Annotated in this window: 16 protein-coding genes and 1 pseudogene; 6 read left to right on the top strand and 11 right to left on the bottom strand. The window is 55.6% G+C overall.

Annotation, left to right across the window (positions count from 1 at the left end):
* Positions 1–11: 11 nt before the first annotated feature.
* Complete coding sequence (gene rlmKL / locus WD823_RS05955; RefSeq protein ID WP_368428567.1) at positions 12–2,216, top strand: bifunctional 23S rRNA (guanine(2069)-N(7))-methyltransferase RlmK/23S rRNA (guanine(2445)-N(2))-methyltransferase RlmL; 2,205 nt, start codon at positions 12–14, stop codon at positions 2,214–2,216.
* 82 nt (positions 2,217–2,298) lie between these two features.
* On the opposite strand, the gene WD823_RS05950 is transcribed toward rlmKL, so the two are convergent.
* On the bottom strand, positions 2,299–2,622 hold the full coding sequence (locus tag WD823_RS05950) for a hypothetical protein (RefSeq protein ID WP_368428566.1): 324 nt from the start codon (positions 2,620–2,622) through the stop codon (positions 2,299–2,301).
* Between the two features lie 386 nt (positions 2,623–3,008).
* Here WD823_RS05950 and WD823_RS05945 point away from each other — a divergent pair, with 386 nt between their 5' ends.
* The 3 genes from WD823_RS05945 to WD823_RS05935 all read left to right on the top strand — a co-directional run bounded on the left by WD823_RS05945 (position 3,009) and on the right by WD823_RS05935 (position 5,722).
* On the top strand, positions 3,009–3,914 hold the full coding sequence (locus WD823_RS05945) for a serine hydrolase (RefSeq protein WP_368428565.1): 906 nt from the start codon (positions 3,009–3,011) through the stop codon (positions 3,912–3,914).
* Positions 3,915–4,129: 215 nt separating this feature from the next.
* Entirely contained in the window at positions 4,130–5,383 is a 1,254-nt protein-coding gene (locus WD823_RS05940) for a D-amino acid dehydrogenase (RefSeq protein WP_368428564.1), read from the top strand.
* 141 nt (positions 5,384–5,524) lie between these two features.
* Positions 5,525–5,722, top strand: coding sequence for a DUF1059 domain-containing protein (locus tag WD823_RS05935; RefSeq protein ID WP_368428563.1), 198 nt, complete (start codon positions 5,525–5,527; stop codon positions 5,720–5,722).
* 301 nt (positions 5,723–6,023) lie between these two features.
* On the opposite strand, the gene WD823_RS05930 is transcribed toward WD823_RS05935, so the two are convergent.
* The 9 genes from WD823_RS05930 to WD823_RS05890 form a co-directional block, all read right to left on the bottom strand.
* Positions 6,024–7,493, bottom strand: a complete 1,470-nt coding sequence (locus WD823_RS05930) for a DUF5666 domain-containing protein (protein ID WP_368428562.1) — start codon at positions 7,491–7,493, stop codon at positions 6,024–6,026.
* A 1-nt stretch (position 7,494) separates the two neighbouring features.
* On the bottom strand, positions 7,495–8,337 hold the full coding sequence (locus tag WD823_RS05925; RefSeq protein WP_368428561.1) for a DUF6502 family protein: 843 nt from the start codon (positions 8,335–8,337) through the stop codon (positions 7,495–7,497).
* 300 nt (positions 8,338–8,637) lie between these two features.
* Entirely contained in the window at positions 8,638–9,177 is a 540-nt protein-coding gene (locus tag WD823_RS05920; protein ID WP_368428560.1) for a Spy/CpxP family protein refolding chaperone, read from the bottom strand.
* A gap of 52 nt (positions 9,178–9,229) precedes the next feature.
* On the bottom strand, positions 9,230–9,676 hold the full coding sequence (locus WD823_RS05915; RefSeq protein ID WP_368428559.1) for a GNAT family N-acetyltransferase: 447 nt from the start codon (positions 9,674–9,676) through the stop codon (positions 9,230–9,232).
* 38 nt (positions 9,677–9,714) lie between these two features.
* A complete protein-coding gene (locus WD823_RS05910; protein WP_368428558.1) occupies positions 9,715–10,008 on the bottom strand; it encodes a SelT/SelW/SelH family protein in 294 nt (97 codons plus the stop codon).
* Between the two features lie 76 nt (positions 10,009–10,084).
* On the bottom strand, positions 10,085–10,573 hold the full coding sequence (locus tag WD823_RS05905) for a GFA family protein (protein ID WP_368428557.1): 489 nt from the start codon (positions 10,571–10,573) through the stop codon (positions 10,085–10,087).
* Between the two features lie 25 nt (positions 10,574–10,598).
* The gene (locus WD823_RS05900; RefSeq protein WP_368428556.1) at positions 10,599–10,985 is read right to left on the bottom strand and encodes a DUF488 domain-containing protein; all 387 of its coding nucleotides are present in this window, start codon (positions 10,983–10,985) and stop codon (positions 10,599–10,601) included.
* Positions 10,986–11,052: 67 nt separating this feature from the next.
* Positions 11,053–11,688 carry a 2-hydroxychromene-2-carboxylate isomerase gene (locus WD823_RS05895; protein ID WP_368428555.1) on the bottom strand — a complete coding sequence of 212 codons (636 nt, stop codon included), beginning with the start codon at positions 11,686–11,688 and terminating at the stop codon, positions 11,053–11,055.
* Between the two features lie 64 nt (positions 11,689–11,752).
* Positions 11,753–12,562, bottom strand: a complete 810-nt coding sequence (locus WD823_RS05890; protein WP_368428554.1) for an alpha/beta hydrolase — start codon at positions 12,560–12,562, stop codon at positions 11,753–11,755.
* 295 nt (positions 12,563–12,857) lie between these two features.
* On the opposite strand from WD823_RS05890, the pseudogene WD823_RS05885 reads away from it, so the two are divergent.
* Together WD823_RS05885 and WD823_RS05880 are read left to right on the top strand one after the other, a co-directional pair.
* A pseudogene (locus WD823_RS05885) lies at positions 12,858–13,130 on the top strand (helix-turn-helix transcriptional regulator); the annotation flags it as partial.
* A 254-nt stretch (positions 13,131–13,384) separates the two neighbouring features.
* Entirely contained in the window at positions 13,385–15,700 is a 2,316-nt protein-coding gene (locus tag WD823_RS05880; protein ID WP_368428553.1) for a hypothetical protein, read from the top strand.
* 184 nt (positions 15,701–15,884) lie between these two features.
* On the opposite strand, the gene WD823_RS05875 is transcribed toward WD823_RS05880, so the two are convergent.
* Positions 15,885–16,137: DUF2182 domain-containing protein (locus WD823_RS05875; RefSeq protein WP_368428552.1), on the bottom strand; the 253-nt coding region annotated here is incomplete at its 5' end.

The raw sequence follows: 16,137 nt of genomic DNA, 5'->3' as shown, positions 1-16,137 counted from the left end.
ACATTTCTTTTGTGTCCATAACCTCATATCTCAAATTCTTCGCGACCTGTCCGAAGGGCATCGAAGGAATGCTCGCCGATGAGCTGACCGGACTTGAAGCGCAAAATGTACGTGCGACCCGCGCCGGGGTGGCATTCGAAGGGTCGCTTTCAGCCGCCTACCGCGCCTGCCTGTGGTCGCGTCTGGCCAATCGAATCCTGATGCCGATTGAAAGTTTTCCCGCGCGTTCGCCGGAGGCTCTCTACGATGGCATTCATACTATCGACTGGAAGCAACATCTGGCGCCCAATGGGTCACTGGCGGTCGACTTTACTCCATCGCAATCCGTTATTACTCACTCGCACTACGGTGCGCTCAAGGTCAAAGATGCGGTCGTGGATCAGTTGCGCGATGAATCCGGTTTGCGGCCTTCGGTCGACACGGCGCGACCCGATGTGCGGGTGAACGTCTACCTGCTCCGCGACGAAGCGACGGTCAGTCTCGATCTTGCGGGTGAATCGCTGCACCGGCGCGGCTACCGCACGCAAACAGTGGCAGCGCCACTCAAAGAGAATCTCGCCGCGGCGATTCTGCTGCGCGCGAATTGGCCCGTTTTCGCCAAGGAAAACGGGACACTGGTCGACCTGATGTGCGGCTCGGGCACACTGCTGATCGAAGCAGCCATGATCGCCGCCGACATCGCGCCCGGGCTGGCGCGCGAATACTTCGGCTTTCTCCGCTGGAAACAGCACGATGCCGCCATCTGGTCGGAACTGCTCAATGAGGCGCGCCAGCGGCGCGAAACCGGACTTGCGCACCTGCCACCGATTCACGGTTACGACTGCGACCCGCTGGCCATCCGGGCCGCGCGCGACAACATAAAACACGCGGGGCTGGGCAACCTTATTGGTGCGCAAACGCGTGAACTGGCCGCGTGTACCCCGGAACAGGCTCCGAGCGGACTCGTGGTGGCCAACCCGCCCTACGGAGAACGCCTGGGCCCGAATTCCGAACTGCCGGCGCTGTACGCCGAACTCGGCATACAACTCAAGAAGTGCTTCCCCGGCTGGCGCGCCGCGGTGTTCACCGGCAATCCCGAGCTGGGAAAATCCATGGGCCTGCGCGCCGGGAAAATGCACACGCTCTATAACGGCGCGATCGAGTGCAAGTTGCTGCACTTCGAGATCACGCCGGAAAACGTCGTGGGCGGACGCGTGGCCAAACCATTCGAAATCCGCCCCGGTTCCAGCGCCGAAATGTTCGCCAACCGGCTGCGCAAGGATCTGCAGCATTTCGGACGCTGGGCGCGACGCCAGGAAATATTCGCCTACCGCCTGTACGACTCCGACCTGCACGAATACAACCTCGCGATCGATGTCTACGAATCGGACCGGCGTTACGTGCATGTGCAGGAATACGAGGCACCGGACACGATCGATCCGGCCAAGGCGCGCCAGCGTCTGCATCACGCGCTGGGAGTAATTCCAGCGGTGCTCGAGATCCCGCGCGAGCAGATGTTCTTCAAAGTGCGGCGGCGTCAGAAAGGCGGCACCCAATACGAAAAACTCGGCGAGACCGGAAAATTCCACGAGGTACGCGAGGGTCCGTGCCGGTTCCTGGTGAACTTCACCGATTATCTTGATACGGGGCTTTTTCTCGATCACCGCAGCACGCGTGCCATGCTGGGCGAGATGGTCAGGGGGAAACGTTTTCTCAATCTTTTCGGGTACACCGGCGCTGCGACGGTGCACGCGGGTCTGGGCGGCGCGGCCACCACCACGACGGTAGAAATGTCGCGCACCTATCTCGATTGGGCGCGGCGCAATTTAGAACTGAATCACTTGCGCGGTAGCAAGCATGAACTTATCCAGGCGGACGCGCTGGTATGGCTCAAGGATAACCGGCAACGCTATGGGTTGATCTTCCTCGACCCGCCGACGTTCTCACGCTCCAAGCGCATGGAAGATACGCTCGACATTCAGCGTGACCACGTCGCGCTTATTTCCGATGCGGCCGCGTTACTCGAACCCGGCGGTACATTGGTATTTTCGACGAATTACCGCCGTTTCAAAATCGACCGCACGGGGCTGGCACCGCTCAAAACCGAGGACATCACACGCCAGACCCTGCCGCAGGATTTCGCGCGCAATCCGAAGATACATCGGTGTTTCCGCATCACCGCAGATGGCAACGCCAGATTGACGCCAAGGATGGCCGCAGCCCCGCCAGGATTGTAAACATTTACCACGTCGGCACGCGGGGATTTCGGCGGTTAACTGATACCAGCGCCCTTGGCTTCAGATATGCGGCATTCCAACATCACACCATTGCACGGCGCATGGTTCTTTTAAGTCGGTGAATCTGGCGCAAAACGCCGTGCAACTGGGTTCGATCCTGAGACGCCAGTATTTCGTCGCGTTTTTTCTTGAGTTCGCGGATCTTCGCCTTGATCGCGGTTTTGTCGACGCCGACGACCTGGTGATGTTCATGCATGTCAATCTTGAGCGCGCTGCACAATGCCTTCAGCAGATGGTCCTTATTCATCTGGGTCGCGCCCTTGACCGCCTCATGATCCACGTCCTTCGCGATCTCGCGCAGCTGGGCTACTGTCTTTTCTTTCAGATCATGATAGGTAAATGGCATGACAATTCTCCTTTAGCGGTATTCGGACAGAATCCGGAGGAAGAAAGCTTATAGAACTCCAGGGTATCGATTCAACCCTTTCGAATCATTGCCGGTGGCCATGTTCCATCCAGTGCCAGACAAACGCAGAATGCCGATTTTCCCCGGGCAATATCCGGCCAGTTTCTGCGCTATTTCAGATGTGGCTCAACGAACCATCGGGTCCAGCGGCATGGGCTTGGTCGGGGAAGCTGCCCATGTCCTCCCAAACGCATCAAATGACCGGCAAGGAGGTATGGTGTTGTGACGAAAATATGCTAAGAATATAGGGGTAAATCTGAATTTAGGGAGAGACCGCTATTTTTTCAGCAAAGCCAACAAGATGGAAAAGTTTTTCGGGAACCCTGTTGGGTTTGGCCATCACGGCGATATACGTCACTTCGGTTGCCGATGAACCCCTGGCAACCGAAAGCGAGTCGGAACACTACATCAAAGCGGCAGAAATCGTCGAATACGGACGACCCGAAAAGTTATTCCTCCGGTCCGGTGTGGCGCTGGTCATGGATGACAGGGAAGGGGTTATATTGTACGAACGCAATATCGACCGCCCGCGCCCGATCGCTTCGCTGACCAAAATCATGACAGCCCTGGTCATTTTCGAATCGGGCGTGCCGCTGGATTCCCTTATTGAAATTACCCGAGCTGACAGGGATCGTCTTCGGAGAACCGGTTCGCGTCTGGCCTATGGCGCGCTGATTTCCCAATACGATCTGCTGCGCGCGGCGGTGGGGGCATCGGACAATCGTGCCGCGGCGGCCCTGGCGCGCACCTACCCCGGTGGTAAGAAAGCCATGATACGGGCGATGAACACACTCGCGAAAGAGCTCGGCATGCGTCACACACGATTCACGGATTCGAGCGGTCTTGATAATGGCAACGTGTCCACGGCCCGCGACCTGGCCTTGCTTTCAGCGGCGACGGAAAAATACCCGCTGCTGCGCGAAATCGCCAGTGAACCTTCCTTTACGGTTATCGATCATGCCTCGGGTCAAGAAATATCATTCCACAATACCAATCGGCTGGTTCAGCGGGATACCTGGGACATCAGCTTGAGCAAAACCGGGTACACGTCCGCCGCCGGGAATTGTCTGCTCATGCAAACCACCATCGGCAATCGGCCGCTCACCATCGTCTTGCTTAACTCCTGGGGTAAATACAGCCGTTACGGTGACGTCAATCGAATTCAAAAATGGCTTTTAAACGCCGAACAAAATGTCCCCCCTGAACAAACCGCCAGCGCCTCAACGAGCTGATACAATCCTCCCCGGCACATTAATGACGAATCAATATAAAATTCGCATTTAATCCCGTACTCCCGGTTGTCGTTAAATTGGCGGTTGACTTGTGCATGTTTCGATCGAACGCCACCCACCATGATGCAGTCAATTGGCCGGTCTGATATATAGAGTGGCATGCAAGAATTCGCTCTCCATCCAATTGACTGTCACGTATCCGGCGCCGCGCGCTTATGAAAGTGCTCGTTCTCGGCAGTGGAGTGATCGGTGTCACCACCGCCTATTACCTCAACCAGGCCGGCCACGAGGTGACGGTCGTGGACCGGCAGGCGAAACCGGCAATGGAAACGAGCCGTGCCAACGGCGGTCAGGTGTCCTGGGGCGCCGGCACCCCCTGGGCCGCGCCCGGTATTCCCCTGAAGGCGTTGCAATGGCTGTTCCGCCGGCATTCGCCGCTGGTGCTGCGTCCGCGTTTCGATCCGGCGATGTGGTCATGGCTTTTGAAAATGCTCGCCAACTGCACCTCCGCACGCTATGCCGTCAATAAAGAGCGCATGCTGCGGCTCGCTCGCTACAGCCACGAATGCCTGGTCGAACTGCGCCGGATGACCGGAATTTCGTACCAGGAAAGTCAACACGGACTGCTAGAGCTGTTTCACACGGGACGGGAACTCGATAACGCGGAGCGCGACATGGTCTTGCTCGAACGTGCGGGGGTGAAATGCCGTCTTCTCGATCGTGACGGATGTCTCGCGCAGGAACCGGCGCTGCAAAGCACAAATGAAAAAATATCCGGGGGCCTCCACTTTCCGGAAGACGAATCCGGCGATTGTTATCAATTCACCCAGGGACTGGCAACGCGGTCAATGACCGACGGCGTGAAATACGTGTTGTCCACAAACATTGAACGGCTGGAGGCCGACGGTAACCGGATCGAACGCGTCATCACGGATCGGGGAGAAATGGTGGCCGACACCTATGTTCTCGCCTGCGGGAGTTATACTCCGCTACTGCTGCGACCGCTGGGTATTAACCTTCCGGTCTATCCCGTCAAAGGATACTCGGCGACCGTCACGGTGACGGATTCCGCGGCGGCGCCGGTTGGCAGCATCACGGACGCCACCTACAAAGTTGTCATCACTCGCCTGGGAAACAGGCTGCGCGCCGCCGGAACCGCGGAATTGGCGGGCTACGATCTGTCGCTGCCACCGGCGCGAATGGCAACCATTGCGCACGTGGTGAGTGAATTATTTCCCGGTGCCGGAAATTACACTGATGCCGAATACTGGTGCGGACTCCGGCCGATGACACCGGACAACCCCCCTGTCATTGGCACAACGGCCTTTCAGAACCTGTACCTCAATACCGGCCATGGCACGCTCGGCTGGACGATGTCCTGTGGCTCGGGACGGATCCTGGCTGATCTTGTTTCTCAACGTTCCCCGGATATAAGCCTGGAGGGGCTGACACTGGCGCGGTTCGCTTGATGCCGCCAGACCCGGTCACTCGCTTGACCCTTTTGGTGCGCGGGTATAGGTTGATTTCGCATCCAGCAATCAAGTTCCGGAACTGCGCGGATAAGCAGCTACCTACCTTGTATTAATTCGATCAACAAAAAGGAGGCACCCATGCCCAGAAAATTTATAGATTGCCGTGAACATCCCAGCGTATCGAATTGTACGGTATCCATCTTTGCCAACAACGACGAGGAATTGCTGGAGGCGGCCGTGCAACATGCCGTCAGCGTGCATGGGCACAAGGACTCACCAGAACTCCGGGAACTTCTGCGCACAGCATTCAAAGAGGATAGGCGGCACTCGTCCTGAAAGTTTCCATTCCTTAAAGCGGGTGCGTGCGTAATTCACCAACAGTTCGAATTTCCCGCTTTTTCCAGCCGTCTCGCGCCAACCCTGCCCACGCCTTTCAGGGCTAATTTAGTGATTCACGCATGAAACTTCCTCAGATGAGCTGACTTATGGAAGGTTCACCAAAAAAAATGGCGGTCTGAATCGACCGCCAAAGTTCAATGCAGCACGGGGGTGAATCTTGCACTATCTCATTTCGCCACAGGTCGCTTTCGAGCCGAGCATGGAGACCAATAGCAACTGGTTCTCCCGACGTAAATAATTAGTCCTCAAGCTCGACTTCCCGGAGCGTATCGGAATCGAGCACATTGTCGCTGCCGGGCGCGACGGGCAGCCGTCCTTTCGCTTTCACGAGCCCGCCGTTAGCCGAAAGCGCTATGAAAAACGGCGTAGCGCCGATGGGGCTGTCGTTCACGTCCTTGAAATCGTTAGCGGCGAGTAGGGAAGTGTCCACGGTGACCCCGAGGATCTTGAAGGTGGGGTTGGTCACATCAGCCTTGGCAACCGAGCCCTGGAGAATCACATCCGCAGTCGAATCGGACGCCTCACGGTCTTCAATTTCCGTCGCGATCACCGAGGTGGCGCCCGAGGCGCGGCCGCGAATGCGCACATTCCGGTTATCCAAAGGGGCGAGATCAGAACTCGTCGCCGCCGTATTTTTGAATTCCGTGAAGGCGTTCGCCGTTACCGTGATGCCCGGCAGACCTTCCAGGGTAATCGTCGAGCCCGACACGGAGGCATTCGATTCAAGCTTGACGCTCTCCTTGAATTGGACCTTGGTCGCCGTCAATACGCCGCCGGCAAGAGTTCCCTCGACCTCGAGCTTGACGCCCACGACGATTTCACTCTGCAGGCCTCCGGAGAACACGGTGGCGCCGGTGGTCAGCACGCGCAGGGAATTCAGCGTGAAATCAGAGGTCGACACCAGCGCCGTTACGAAACCCTCGATCTCAGCCCGATTCGCGTTGACCACGCCCAGCCCTTCCGGCTCGACTTTGGTCGCAGTGAGTGTGCCACAAGGCGCCGGGCTGACTCCTGAGCAGTTAGTGCCCTTCACCTCGACGAACAGGTTGTTCCAGTTGCTGCCCGAGGGTGCGGGCATGTCATTGATGGTTGCACCGTTGTAATTCACCGTCAGCGCGCCAATGGTAAAGGTCTGCGCCCCGGCGTTGTGGCCCGCTACCGTGCCGCGCACCGTGAATACCACCGGCGCGGTTTTCTTCTCTATGAACGTGGCCGCGATCGTCCCATCGGGACGACGAAGGCCATGAACTTCCAATAAATCTCCGGAGTTGACGGCGCCGAAGTTCGGGACATTATCGTCAAACAGCGTCGTGTCATCGACGTTTACGTTTTGCCCAAGCACCACCAGCGTGCCCGCGCTCGCCGTGCCGGTCTTGGTTTCCACCGGGCCGCGCACAACTTCCTCAACATTAACTGTTGTTCCCGTACCGCTCGTGCTGCTGGCAAACGACCCCTGCACTTCAACTATCATGCCCCTGCGGAGCTCGCTTTCGTTGATAGATACATCATCGCGGTTGATTGTCGCGCCGTTCGTGGAGAATTCCACGCCATTGACAAAAATGCTGCCAAAATCGGTTACCGAACCGAAACTGATTCCGGTCCCACCGGTCCCGCCGCTTGCCGTGGTTCCGCCCCCTCCGCCGCAAGCCGATAGCACGAGAAGCGCCGCCACAACCAAAGTAATATTGCGATACCGTCCCAAGTTCATCTCATTTCTCCTCTGGTTGTCGCTCCAGATTTTCCTCGAAATAATAAATGCCGATACCGGCACGCAGACGACCCATGCCTTGCACGGAACTATTCACATCACGGTCATGTTTCGATAACCATTCGTCCATCTTTTCCAATAATGCTTGCGCCTGTTCCGCGCTCAAATGACGGAAATGTTTCACGGCCTCGGCCGTGAGGTTGTCGTACATCACCTTGCGCTGAAAGAACGGGTCAGCGGTTCCGTGTTGCAAGTTATGGTCGATTGTGTAAATCAGATCGGACACGTCGGTTCCCAGAATCTCGAGCTTGTCGAGATCGCTGGTGCGGGGAATGTAGGCGCGTGAGAGCAGGCGAATGCGGTCATCTTCCAGGCGCTCCACGGCGCCGACGCGAAGCAGTTCATCCAAAATCGCGCGCGCGGGCACATCGCCGCTGTAACGCTTCACAAGCAGGCCGAAGCCCGCGCTGTCGCCTTCCGGGTTCAATGCCAGCGGTTGGCCGGCGGTATCGGTGAAATCCTTGTCTCTGACCCACCCGGCGATGACCCGGGCGGCGCGGTTGTAGCGTTCCTGGGCTTCAGTTTTCGCGGCCCCGTGTTGTTCCTCTAACAGGCGTTGGACTTCCTTGCGTGACAGGCCAGAAAGAATAGCGACCCTGGAGATCGTCTGTTTTTTGCCGGGGATCTCAAATTCATTCATCCCGACATCGACGTACACACGTCTGGCCAGATCGGAAAAAGCGTTGAAGGACATGCCATTTCGCAGAAGTACGCGAACCAGCGGACGTAGTAATTGAGTCGTGACTAGAGCCAGCGTTTGGGCAAATTTGGTCGACGCATCCATAATTTGGGAATTTATTCCCAAATATAGATCAAGTCAAGCGTTCGTTAGGGGGGTACGCCGATAGCCAGTTTTGGGGGGATAGACGGCCGTGAGGCCTTGTGACGCCTGGAAGATAACTCGATGTGTACAGTTTTGCCATAGGTACCGCTTTAAGCGGAATTTTGACTCAAACCGAAGAAGGCCGTTTGTCGAGCAGTTAACACCCGAGCCAGCAGCCGGAGTGCGAGCATCGCGAGCATCCGATCCGTTTGATCATGGAGTTAACCCATCAGACGGATCAGCGTGAGGCTATCATTCCTTTCAATGCGCCCGCCGGCCATGTCCTGCGCCGGCACCTGCATACCCGCGTAACTCATCGTATTTCTCGATCTGTTCGGACGTGAGGATCTGCTTCATCTCCAGGTGCCTGCGCAAATGTGCGATGCGCAACTCTCCTTGCAAACGGGCGATCTCTCGAACCAGTGTGCGCAGCTTGCCTTCATCAATTTTTGCACTGGCGAATAGCCGATCCAGTTCTTGCTCCTTTTCGACGATGAGCTTTCCCAGCTTTCTTGCCTCATTGAGTATCGCGGCACGTGCTTCCTCTGTTTGCGCCTGTTGCACGGCGGTGAGTTGCAGCGGTCCGGCTAATTCAAGAGCGTGCAATGGCCCGGGGTACTTGTTCAGGTCGGCAGCAAGGGCAAGTTGCATTCCCCGCCCCTCTAAGTAGGCCTGAACTTCATCCGCCGAAAGCGCCTTGATCCCGCGCTCCTGCCGCCCCGCGTAAGGGGAGTGTTGCTCCTGCGCTTGGGCAAGCAGCGGGGCTAGCAACATAAGCAACAGCCATGCAAATCGTTTCATCGCGCATACTCCTCTCAACTGTTCCTGTCTACCGGTAGATTCAATCCGTTTATTACTTTTCATCCTGCAATCTTTTTTCCATTTTTGAATGTTTAACTTTACCGAACAGGGTCGGGCCGGGACCGGTGACGGTGTACCCGAAACGTAGATAGAAACCAACGACGTTATCGCGGGCGTTTAGCACGATTCGTTCGACGCCGCGGGCACGGGCAAGTTCCTCTAATTTTTTGATTATTACTCGGCCGATGCCAAGCCCGCGACAATCTTCTTCGGTCGCCATGTAACGGATCTGTGCTTCTTTTTTATTATTCATGTGGAGCCGACCTACTCCGAGAAGTCGGCCTTCCTGGTCCCGAACGGTGACATGATCGGCGATCTCGTCGAACTCGTCCTTTTCGGACCCACGCGGTTGATCCCACGGGGCGCGCAATATCCGCCAGCGTAGATCGAAGTATTCCCCCCACTGTTCTGGCGTTTCAGGTTTGGAAATTTGCAGCATTTACGTAATGACTATATACCGCTGCTTGAACAAGACAATCACGAATCGTCCGCGTCTTTTTTTCGATCGGCATGACCAAGGTCCCGTCCGGGAGCGATCCGGTCCCGGATCAATTGTTTCAATTCGGTAATTTCGGGAAATCTCCCTTCGGTCTTACGAGACCAAACCAACACGCCGTTGGCGCTGATCTCGAAAATGCCGCCGGTGCCCGGTTTCAAGGTCAGCTCGGATATCTCCTGATCGAAAGTGGTCAACAACTCCTGCGCCATCCAGGCCGCTCTCAATAGCCAGCGGCACTGAGTGCAGTAGATGATTTCAATCCGGTTGTTCAAGTTACCTCAACTTTGACAACGGAGCCTCGCGCACCAGCGCTCCTGCCGATTGGAAACGCCGCGTCATTTCCGTGTATTACGCGCCTGCCGTTTCGATGCTGACGTCAGCAAACCAGATTTTTTTCCAGCGCTGGATTTTTTCCTGGTCATTCAGTTTCTTCGGCGAAACGGCTGTTTCGGCGCCAAAGTCGGCGCCATTTTCGACCACCTTACTGTTCACCGCGGCATACATTTGTCCATGCTCCTGATAACAGACGCCAACCAAGACGCCGCAAATTCTGCAAACCAAAAAATCCGCAATCCCGCTACCCTGGCGATACTCGCCCAAATTGGCTGCGTTCTTAACCTTCAGCACCAGTTTACCGCGCGGGTCCGAGACATACGACGCGGCATGTTTACAACAAAAGTCGCAATCACAGCTTCTGGGGTTGAATGAGCTCGGTTCGCCCGTAAACTCCATATCCAGTGCGATATTTCCGCAATGGCACCGGCCGGCGTATTTCTGAGTGACCACACTCATGCTCTTGGAGTATAACGCTCGCAAAGTCCGGCCGAGAACCAGCATGCGTAGGGCCACTCTTGTAGGGTGTTCATAGTAACTTTGCCCCGCGATCGAGCAGTAATTGCCGAAGAACAGACCTGTGGCAGTGGGACTCGTCTTCGCAGTAGCAGCCCAGCGAGAAATTCGCCTCTTGCGAAAGGGCCGCCAGCAGATCGAGGATCCGGCTGTTGTCTGGGGTCGCCATCTCGACACGATACCGCTTCGCAAAGGCATTCCATTGACGTTGTGTTTTGGCACTTAGCGCCAGTTTGATCGTCTCCGGCGCAGGCGCCAGGTTCGGGAACCAAACGTCGTACCAGTTTCCCGACGAGAACTTGGCCTTCGGAACGCCGCGCGGCGGGCGCCTCACCGTACCGATGCGCAACCCTTCGTTCGGAGCTCTCTCAGTACCTAAACGGACGATACGAATGGCCATGAAACCTCGACTCCCGAGTCTACCTCAGCGTTTTGGATATCCGCCATCCTAACTCCGAGACGGGCGCTTAAGGCGCGTCTTGGTTGGACAAAATGTTAGAACTCGATTTATTACCGGTCCGCGCCCACGCCAGGGCTGCTTCTAGACGGTCGTTTCCCCAAAACATCTCTTCACCGACCAGAAAAGTAGGAGCGCCGAAAATACCGAGGCTCTTGGCGTATTCGGTTTGTGTACGCAGCTTCGCTTTACTTTCCGCAGTCTGTGCTTGCTCAAGTAAGCGGGGGCCGTCGAGACCGAGACCGTTGAGACAGGCATGCACAACTTCGGGATCGGAAATTTCACGGTCCTCCGCGAAATTGGCGCTGAAAACCGCCTTCGTGAACTCGGATATCCACGGTTCAGACGCAAACCAGCAAGCCACCCGCGAAGCAAGCAGGCCGTTGCGCGGAAACTTCGATGGGCGGACAAACGGGATTGAAAGCGCCGTACAAATGCGCTCCAGGTCTCGCCACATATATTTTCCCTTCGCAGGATAAATGTTGAACGGCGAATCGCTCCAGCCTTGCTCGCTGAAAATCGAACCAAGCAAAAACACCTTCCAATCAACCGTGACGCCAGCGGTCTGAGCCAGCTTCTCGATGCGCATGACGGCCGGATAAGTGTATGTACTTCCGAACTCAAACCAGAATTCTAGGCAGGGCATGATTAAGAATTCTAATGTATTTGCTCACCGCCGCGTTGTTTTACACGTACGATGGAGCGCCGAATTACCGTCCCGCACCAGCAACCTCGGATGTCCAGCGCACGATCTCATCGAGCGACGCGGACGGTGCGCCGAAGTGGTCGGAATTGGGCTCGTACAGCCGTGTGTACCGATGCTTAGGGAGGGAGTCGAACAACGGTATATTCGATGATCTAAGACCGGGGTAGTCGCGCTTGGCGACCATCCAGAGAACCGGAACCCGGGGGTTCGCGGCGCGCGCGGCCCGCTTCGTGTCCATGGCGCCATCGGGATCAAACCAATTCAGATACACGGCAGGGGTGGTAACAACCGAATAAGTGCCCTTCTTGCCCTCGTAGTCTTCAAGCTTGATTTTTTCATCCCCCTTGCCTTCCGCCACAAGTCGTTTCGCCAGCGCCACGGAGTCACCCAGTTTTTCATGGAACACCTTGCTGCCGACGTTGCCACCGGGCGCGATACAGATGACGCCATCCACGGCATGCGTCCCGGCCAGATGGAGGGCGAAAGCACCGCCCTGGCTGTGTCCGGCGATGAAAACCTTTTGCGCTCCCTTGCTTCGCAAAGAGGACAATGCGGTCTTGACCTGTTCTTCAGCCGCACTGACGGTTGCGTCGTAATCTCGTTTTCCCGACCAGGGCATTTCAAGATTCGCGACGAGATATCCTTTTCCTTCCAGGGCGCTCGCCAAGTCTGCGACATGCTTGGACGGCGATCCACCCTTGCCATGCATGATGACGATGCCGATCTTCGGCGCATCAGCCATGACTTGGACAGGCAGAAGCGCCCCCAAAATGCACAGGCTTAACGTAAGCACGGACTTTGCTAAAACGCTCATGGAATTACTCCTGTTATTTTTCACGGTATCACCCCGGTTGAGTGGCTAGTTTACCCGAAGTCACACCTAAGTTTTCTTGTCCAGTCGGCAATTAACCGTGGTCAGTCTCCTATTATTCGACTGGGCGGCGATCAGCGAGTCGGCAGCGAAGGACGCCGGTGAATGACTAGTGTGATTAATCTTTAATCCCTCCGTCCCCCTTATTCGCTACCACGGGGTACCCGTCATTTCAGCGAGCTTGTTTGTAAAAACCGTTCTCCGCTCCAGGTGAAAGTAAGACGACAGTAATGACCGGCAGCCCGCCCATGCCTGGACCGTGGACGAGCTCGCGCGCAAGGTGGGCCTGTCGCGCTCGGCGCTGGCGCAACGCTTCACCGACCTGCTGGATCTGCCGCCCATGCAGTACCTGGCGCGCTGGCGCCTGCATGTCGCGGCGCAGGAACTCCGGACCGGAAGCAAATCACTCGCCGCGGTAGCGGAGCAAGTCAGCTACGATTCGGAGGCGGCGTTCAACCGGGCCTTCAAGCGCGAATTCGGAATGCCGCCGGCTGGCTGGCGAAAGAACCGAAGTAAGGCGGATGTTGCCGGCGCTCCCGCGAATGCGACGCAACCCGCGGGCGATGGCGGTAAGTGTTTAAGGCTTGTCTTGTGCAGGGACGAGGATAAAAAATCGACGCGCAACGTGCGGAAACTGGCCGGTTCCTGTTCGTCCGGAAATCGTTCCGGGTCAATCTGCAAACAGGGGGCAGTGTCGGCTCTGGCTGTGAAATCGCTAAATTAAGGTCAGAAATAACTATCACTCAATCGAGTCTGACACTATAAGTGCTCCAAGCCATGCGGACAAGAAAACAAAAACAGACAAAATCGAAAAAGAACGTTTCTGCCCGACGGGCGAAGAAACCCGATCTCAAACAATCACGATTGCTCGCTGGTCTCGTTGTTTTGGATCAACGACTCAAAATATTCTATTTTATTCCACACGCACCACAGAACCTTGAAGAGACGAGTCCGTTCGGTTGGTACACACCCGGATTACATGCGTCGTCTAACATGATCCTGTCTGCCACTATATTACCCGCCGACGTACGTGAGCCGTTTTCAGGTCCTGAGCACGTATTACATTTTCGTCTCCGACGACTTCTATGGCGAAATGTCATCCCTATTGACATAACTGCACTCCAACAAATAGCACAAATCGGTGTTGAATCACTGTTTCGCGTAGTACAAACAAACGACGCTGAGTTGGCTCGCGCAGTGGACAGTCTGAAATTTGCCGATGGGGTTCCTTTCCTGCATGTTTCATCCGTAGAAGGTCAAGGACACCTCTCTGATAGTGAATTTGATCTTGATCGCCTGTTGGAGTTCGTAGAGTCTGTTTTCACACACCTGTCAGGCACGTCTGAATGGCGCCCCTTTGTCAATGCAACGAAAGACGCAATGCAAGCTGCTAACAGGCAATTGCCGAGATCGTTGGATCTTTGCCAGTCGTTCCACAATGTAACAACACCGAATGAGCTGGCTTTGATGTCATTTGGTTGGCGACTTGGAAAAGATGACCCACTCGTACCAATTGCAGTAACGAATGTGCAGGGTGATCCCCAGAAATACATCGATCGCATTTGCTTAACCGCTGACATGGTATCGTCGGAACGAAAAAAGTTGATGGCTAATTTGCCCGCTGAACTGTTAGATAATGTTTACCTAATCAGCGTACCTAGCGTTCATTGGAGTCACTACCGAGAATGGCGAGGTCAAGGCGACGAGCTCACTGCTAACGATCGGAAGGCGTTTATGGCTGCCTATAAAAACGCCGTCCAACAATCCACGTACTTCGACAGTTTTGACGGCGTAACTGACCCACACTTGCTGGAGAACAAGTTATTCCAGATGGTGATGCATATGCGAGCAGCGGACCATCGTTGTTACACAGCAGGACTGTCGTTGTTGTCGTCTGCCACATTGACACCCGTGCTTCGTCTGGAACCAAAGGTCAATCAAGTTCGTGGACAGCTGAAAATACTTGCGCATTGTGCGCGCTCCAATGCGCGCATTCGTTCGCAATACAAGTTGTCTCGCCTGGCAAGGGTAGTTGGACAACGTATGCACGATCTGGTGGATCAAAAATTCTTAATACGAATCGATCAACCCACTACAGAGTCACGCATCCAGGGACTGAAAGTGGTCTCCGACGTGCCGTTGGAGTGGATGCCTTGTGGGGGTTTGCCTTTGGGGCTGCGTTATGATCTGTCGCGTATTCCAGTCTTGCCAGGAAACCTTTTCCTCATACATTGCATGATGCCGCCGGTCATTATTGACGTGGAGACTCTTTTTGACATTCTGGTTATCCGGTCATTCAACGCAGACGATCCGCTGAGCACACTCCTCGAGCAAGCGATAAATCATGCACTAAAGGAATCTGGAAATGCGCGTAATAAAATCCGGTTTGTGGATGTCGAGACTGAGGAAGATCTTGTAAATGCTTTGAGTACATTCTCGGGTGCGATTCTGGTCTTTGACGGGCATGGTTCCTATGAAGACCGGTTCGGTATCGGGACGTTCGTGGTGGGAGGCAAGCCCGTGGACGTGTGGCGCCTAAAGTATAGATGCCAATTTCCCCCGATCGTCATATTCAGTGCTTGTGATACCCATCCACTCGATGGAAGTCACAGCAGTTGTGCAAATGCAGCTTTTACCCTGGGCGCAAGGACTGTACTGGCAACCTCATTACCGATTAATGGAGGATTGGCGGCGATGTTCATTGGTCGCTTGATGCTGCGGATATTTGAGTTTGTGCCTATCGCGTTGAAGCACAGAGAAATACTGACTTGGCGGGAAGTCATCAGCGGGTTACTCAGAATGAGTTATACATCCGAAGTGACTCGTTTGCTGATCAGACATGAACAGCTGTCGATTACGGACGCTGCACGTGACCATGTTCAGTTTGCGGCAAATACGGCCATTAACAATCGTCAAGGAGATTGGTTTGAAACGTACCTTAAGGCACTAGCGCGTGCGAGCAGCACGCACGTCAATGATGTTCGTGAAATGGTATTGCGTTGGGCCCCACTGACAGATGCCCACAAGTACCTTCAGTTGGGTTCGCCAGAGAATGTCGTCATTACATCAGGAAGAGAATAAAGGGATCGGAGTGATTTATATTTAATCACTCCGATCCCTTTTGTACGGATTATTTCTGTTCGTGGTGAGCTAGTCGAAACAGAAACGGGCAAACCACGTTTTCTGGCCCAGCCAGCCGCCCCTACATGTAGCGAGAACCAATAGGGTCAGACTCGATTGAAACCGCACGACGCGGCGCGATGCGTCATCCGAGCCCGGCGGCTCGCGCGATCAGAAACAACCCCGCCCCGACGACGACGGCTCCGATGGCTCGCGCGACGTGCTCGCCGGCCGGTGCGAGACGTTCGACGGTGATGGCGGCCGCCACGACCGCCATCGCGCGCAGGTCCATGACTCCGATGACCAGCAGGGTCGCCATCGGGCCGGCACAGCAGTGGCTGCAATGGAGGCCGAGGCGCAGGCCGTGTCGCCAGGCCGTGCCGGCGTCGGCCGGCAGC

The organism is Sulfuricaulis sp., from assembly GCF_040901545.1.
In the GTDB taxonomy this organism is placed as follows: Bacteria; Pseudomonadota; Gammaproteobacteria; order Acidiferrobacterales; family Sulfurifustaceae; genus Sulfuricaulis.
The sequence above is the reverse complement of the archived record's forward strand: the minus strand, read 5'-3'. Positions and strand labels throughout refer to the sequence as shown.

Excerpts from the sequence above, each read along its gene's own strand:
- WD823_RS05890 (WP_368428554.1), bottom strand. The coding sequence starts at position 12,562 with ATGAGCGTTTTAGCAAAGTCCGTGCTTACGTTAAGCCTGTGCATTTTG.
- WD823_RS05930 (WP_368428562.1), bottom strand. The coding sequence starts at position 7,493 with ATGAACTTGGGACGGTATCGCAATATTACTTTGGTTGTGGCGGCGCTT.
- WD823_RS05950 (WP_368428566.1), bottom strand. The coding sequence starts at position 2,622 with ATGCCATTTACCTATCATGATCTGAAAGAAAAGACAGTAGCCCAGCTG.
- WD823_RS05905 (WP_368428557.1), bottom strand. The coding sequence starts at position 10,573 with ATGCTGGTTCTCGGCCGGACTTTGCGAGCGTTATACTCCAAGAGCATG.
- WD823_RS05915 (WP_368428559.1), bottom strand. The coding sequence starts at position 9,676 with ATGCTGCAAATTTCCAAACCTGAAACGCCAGAACAGTGGGGGGAATAC.
- WD823_RS05920 (WP_368428560.1), bottom strand. The coding sequence starts at position 9,177 with ATGAAACGATTTGCATGGCTGTTGCTTATGTTGCTAGCCCCGCTGCTT.
- WD823_RS05940 (WP_368428564.1), top strand. The coding sequence starts at position 4,130 with ATGAAAGTGCTCGTTCTCGGCAGTGGAGTGATCGGTGTCACCACCGCC.
- WD823_RS05935 (WP_368428563.1), top strand. The coding sequence starts at position 5,525 with ATGCCCAGAAAATTTATAGATTGCCGTGAACATCCCAGCGTATCGAAT.
- WD823_RS05895 (WP_368428555.1), bottom strand. The coding sequence starts at position 11,688 with ATGCCCTGCCTAGAATTCTGGTTTGAGTTCGGAAGTACATACACTTAT.
- WD823_RS05925 (WP_368428561.1), bottom strand. The coding sequence starts at position 8,337 with ATGGATGCGTCGACCAAATTTGCCCAAACGCTGGCTCTAGTCACGACT.
- WD823_RS05900 (WP_368428556.1), bottom strand. The coding sequence starts at position 10,985 with ATGGCCATTCGTATCGTCCGTTTAGGTACTGAGAGAGCTCCGAACGAA.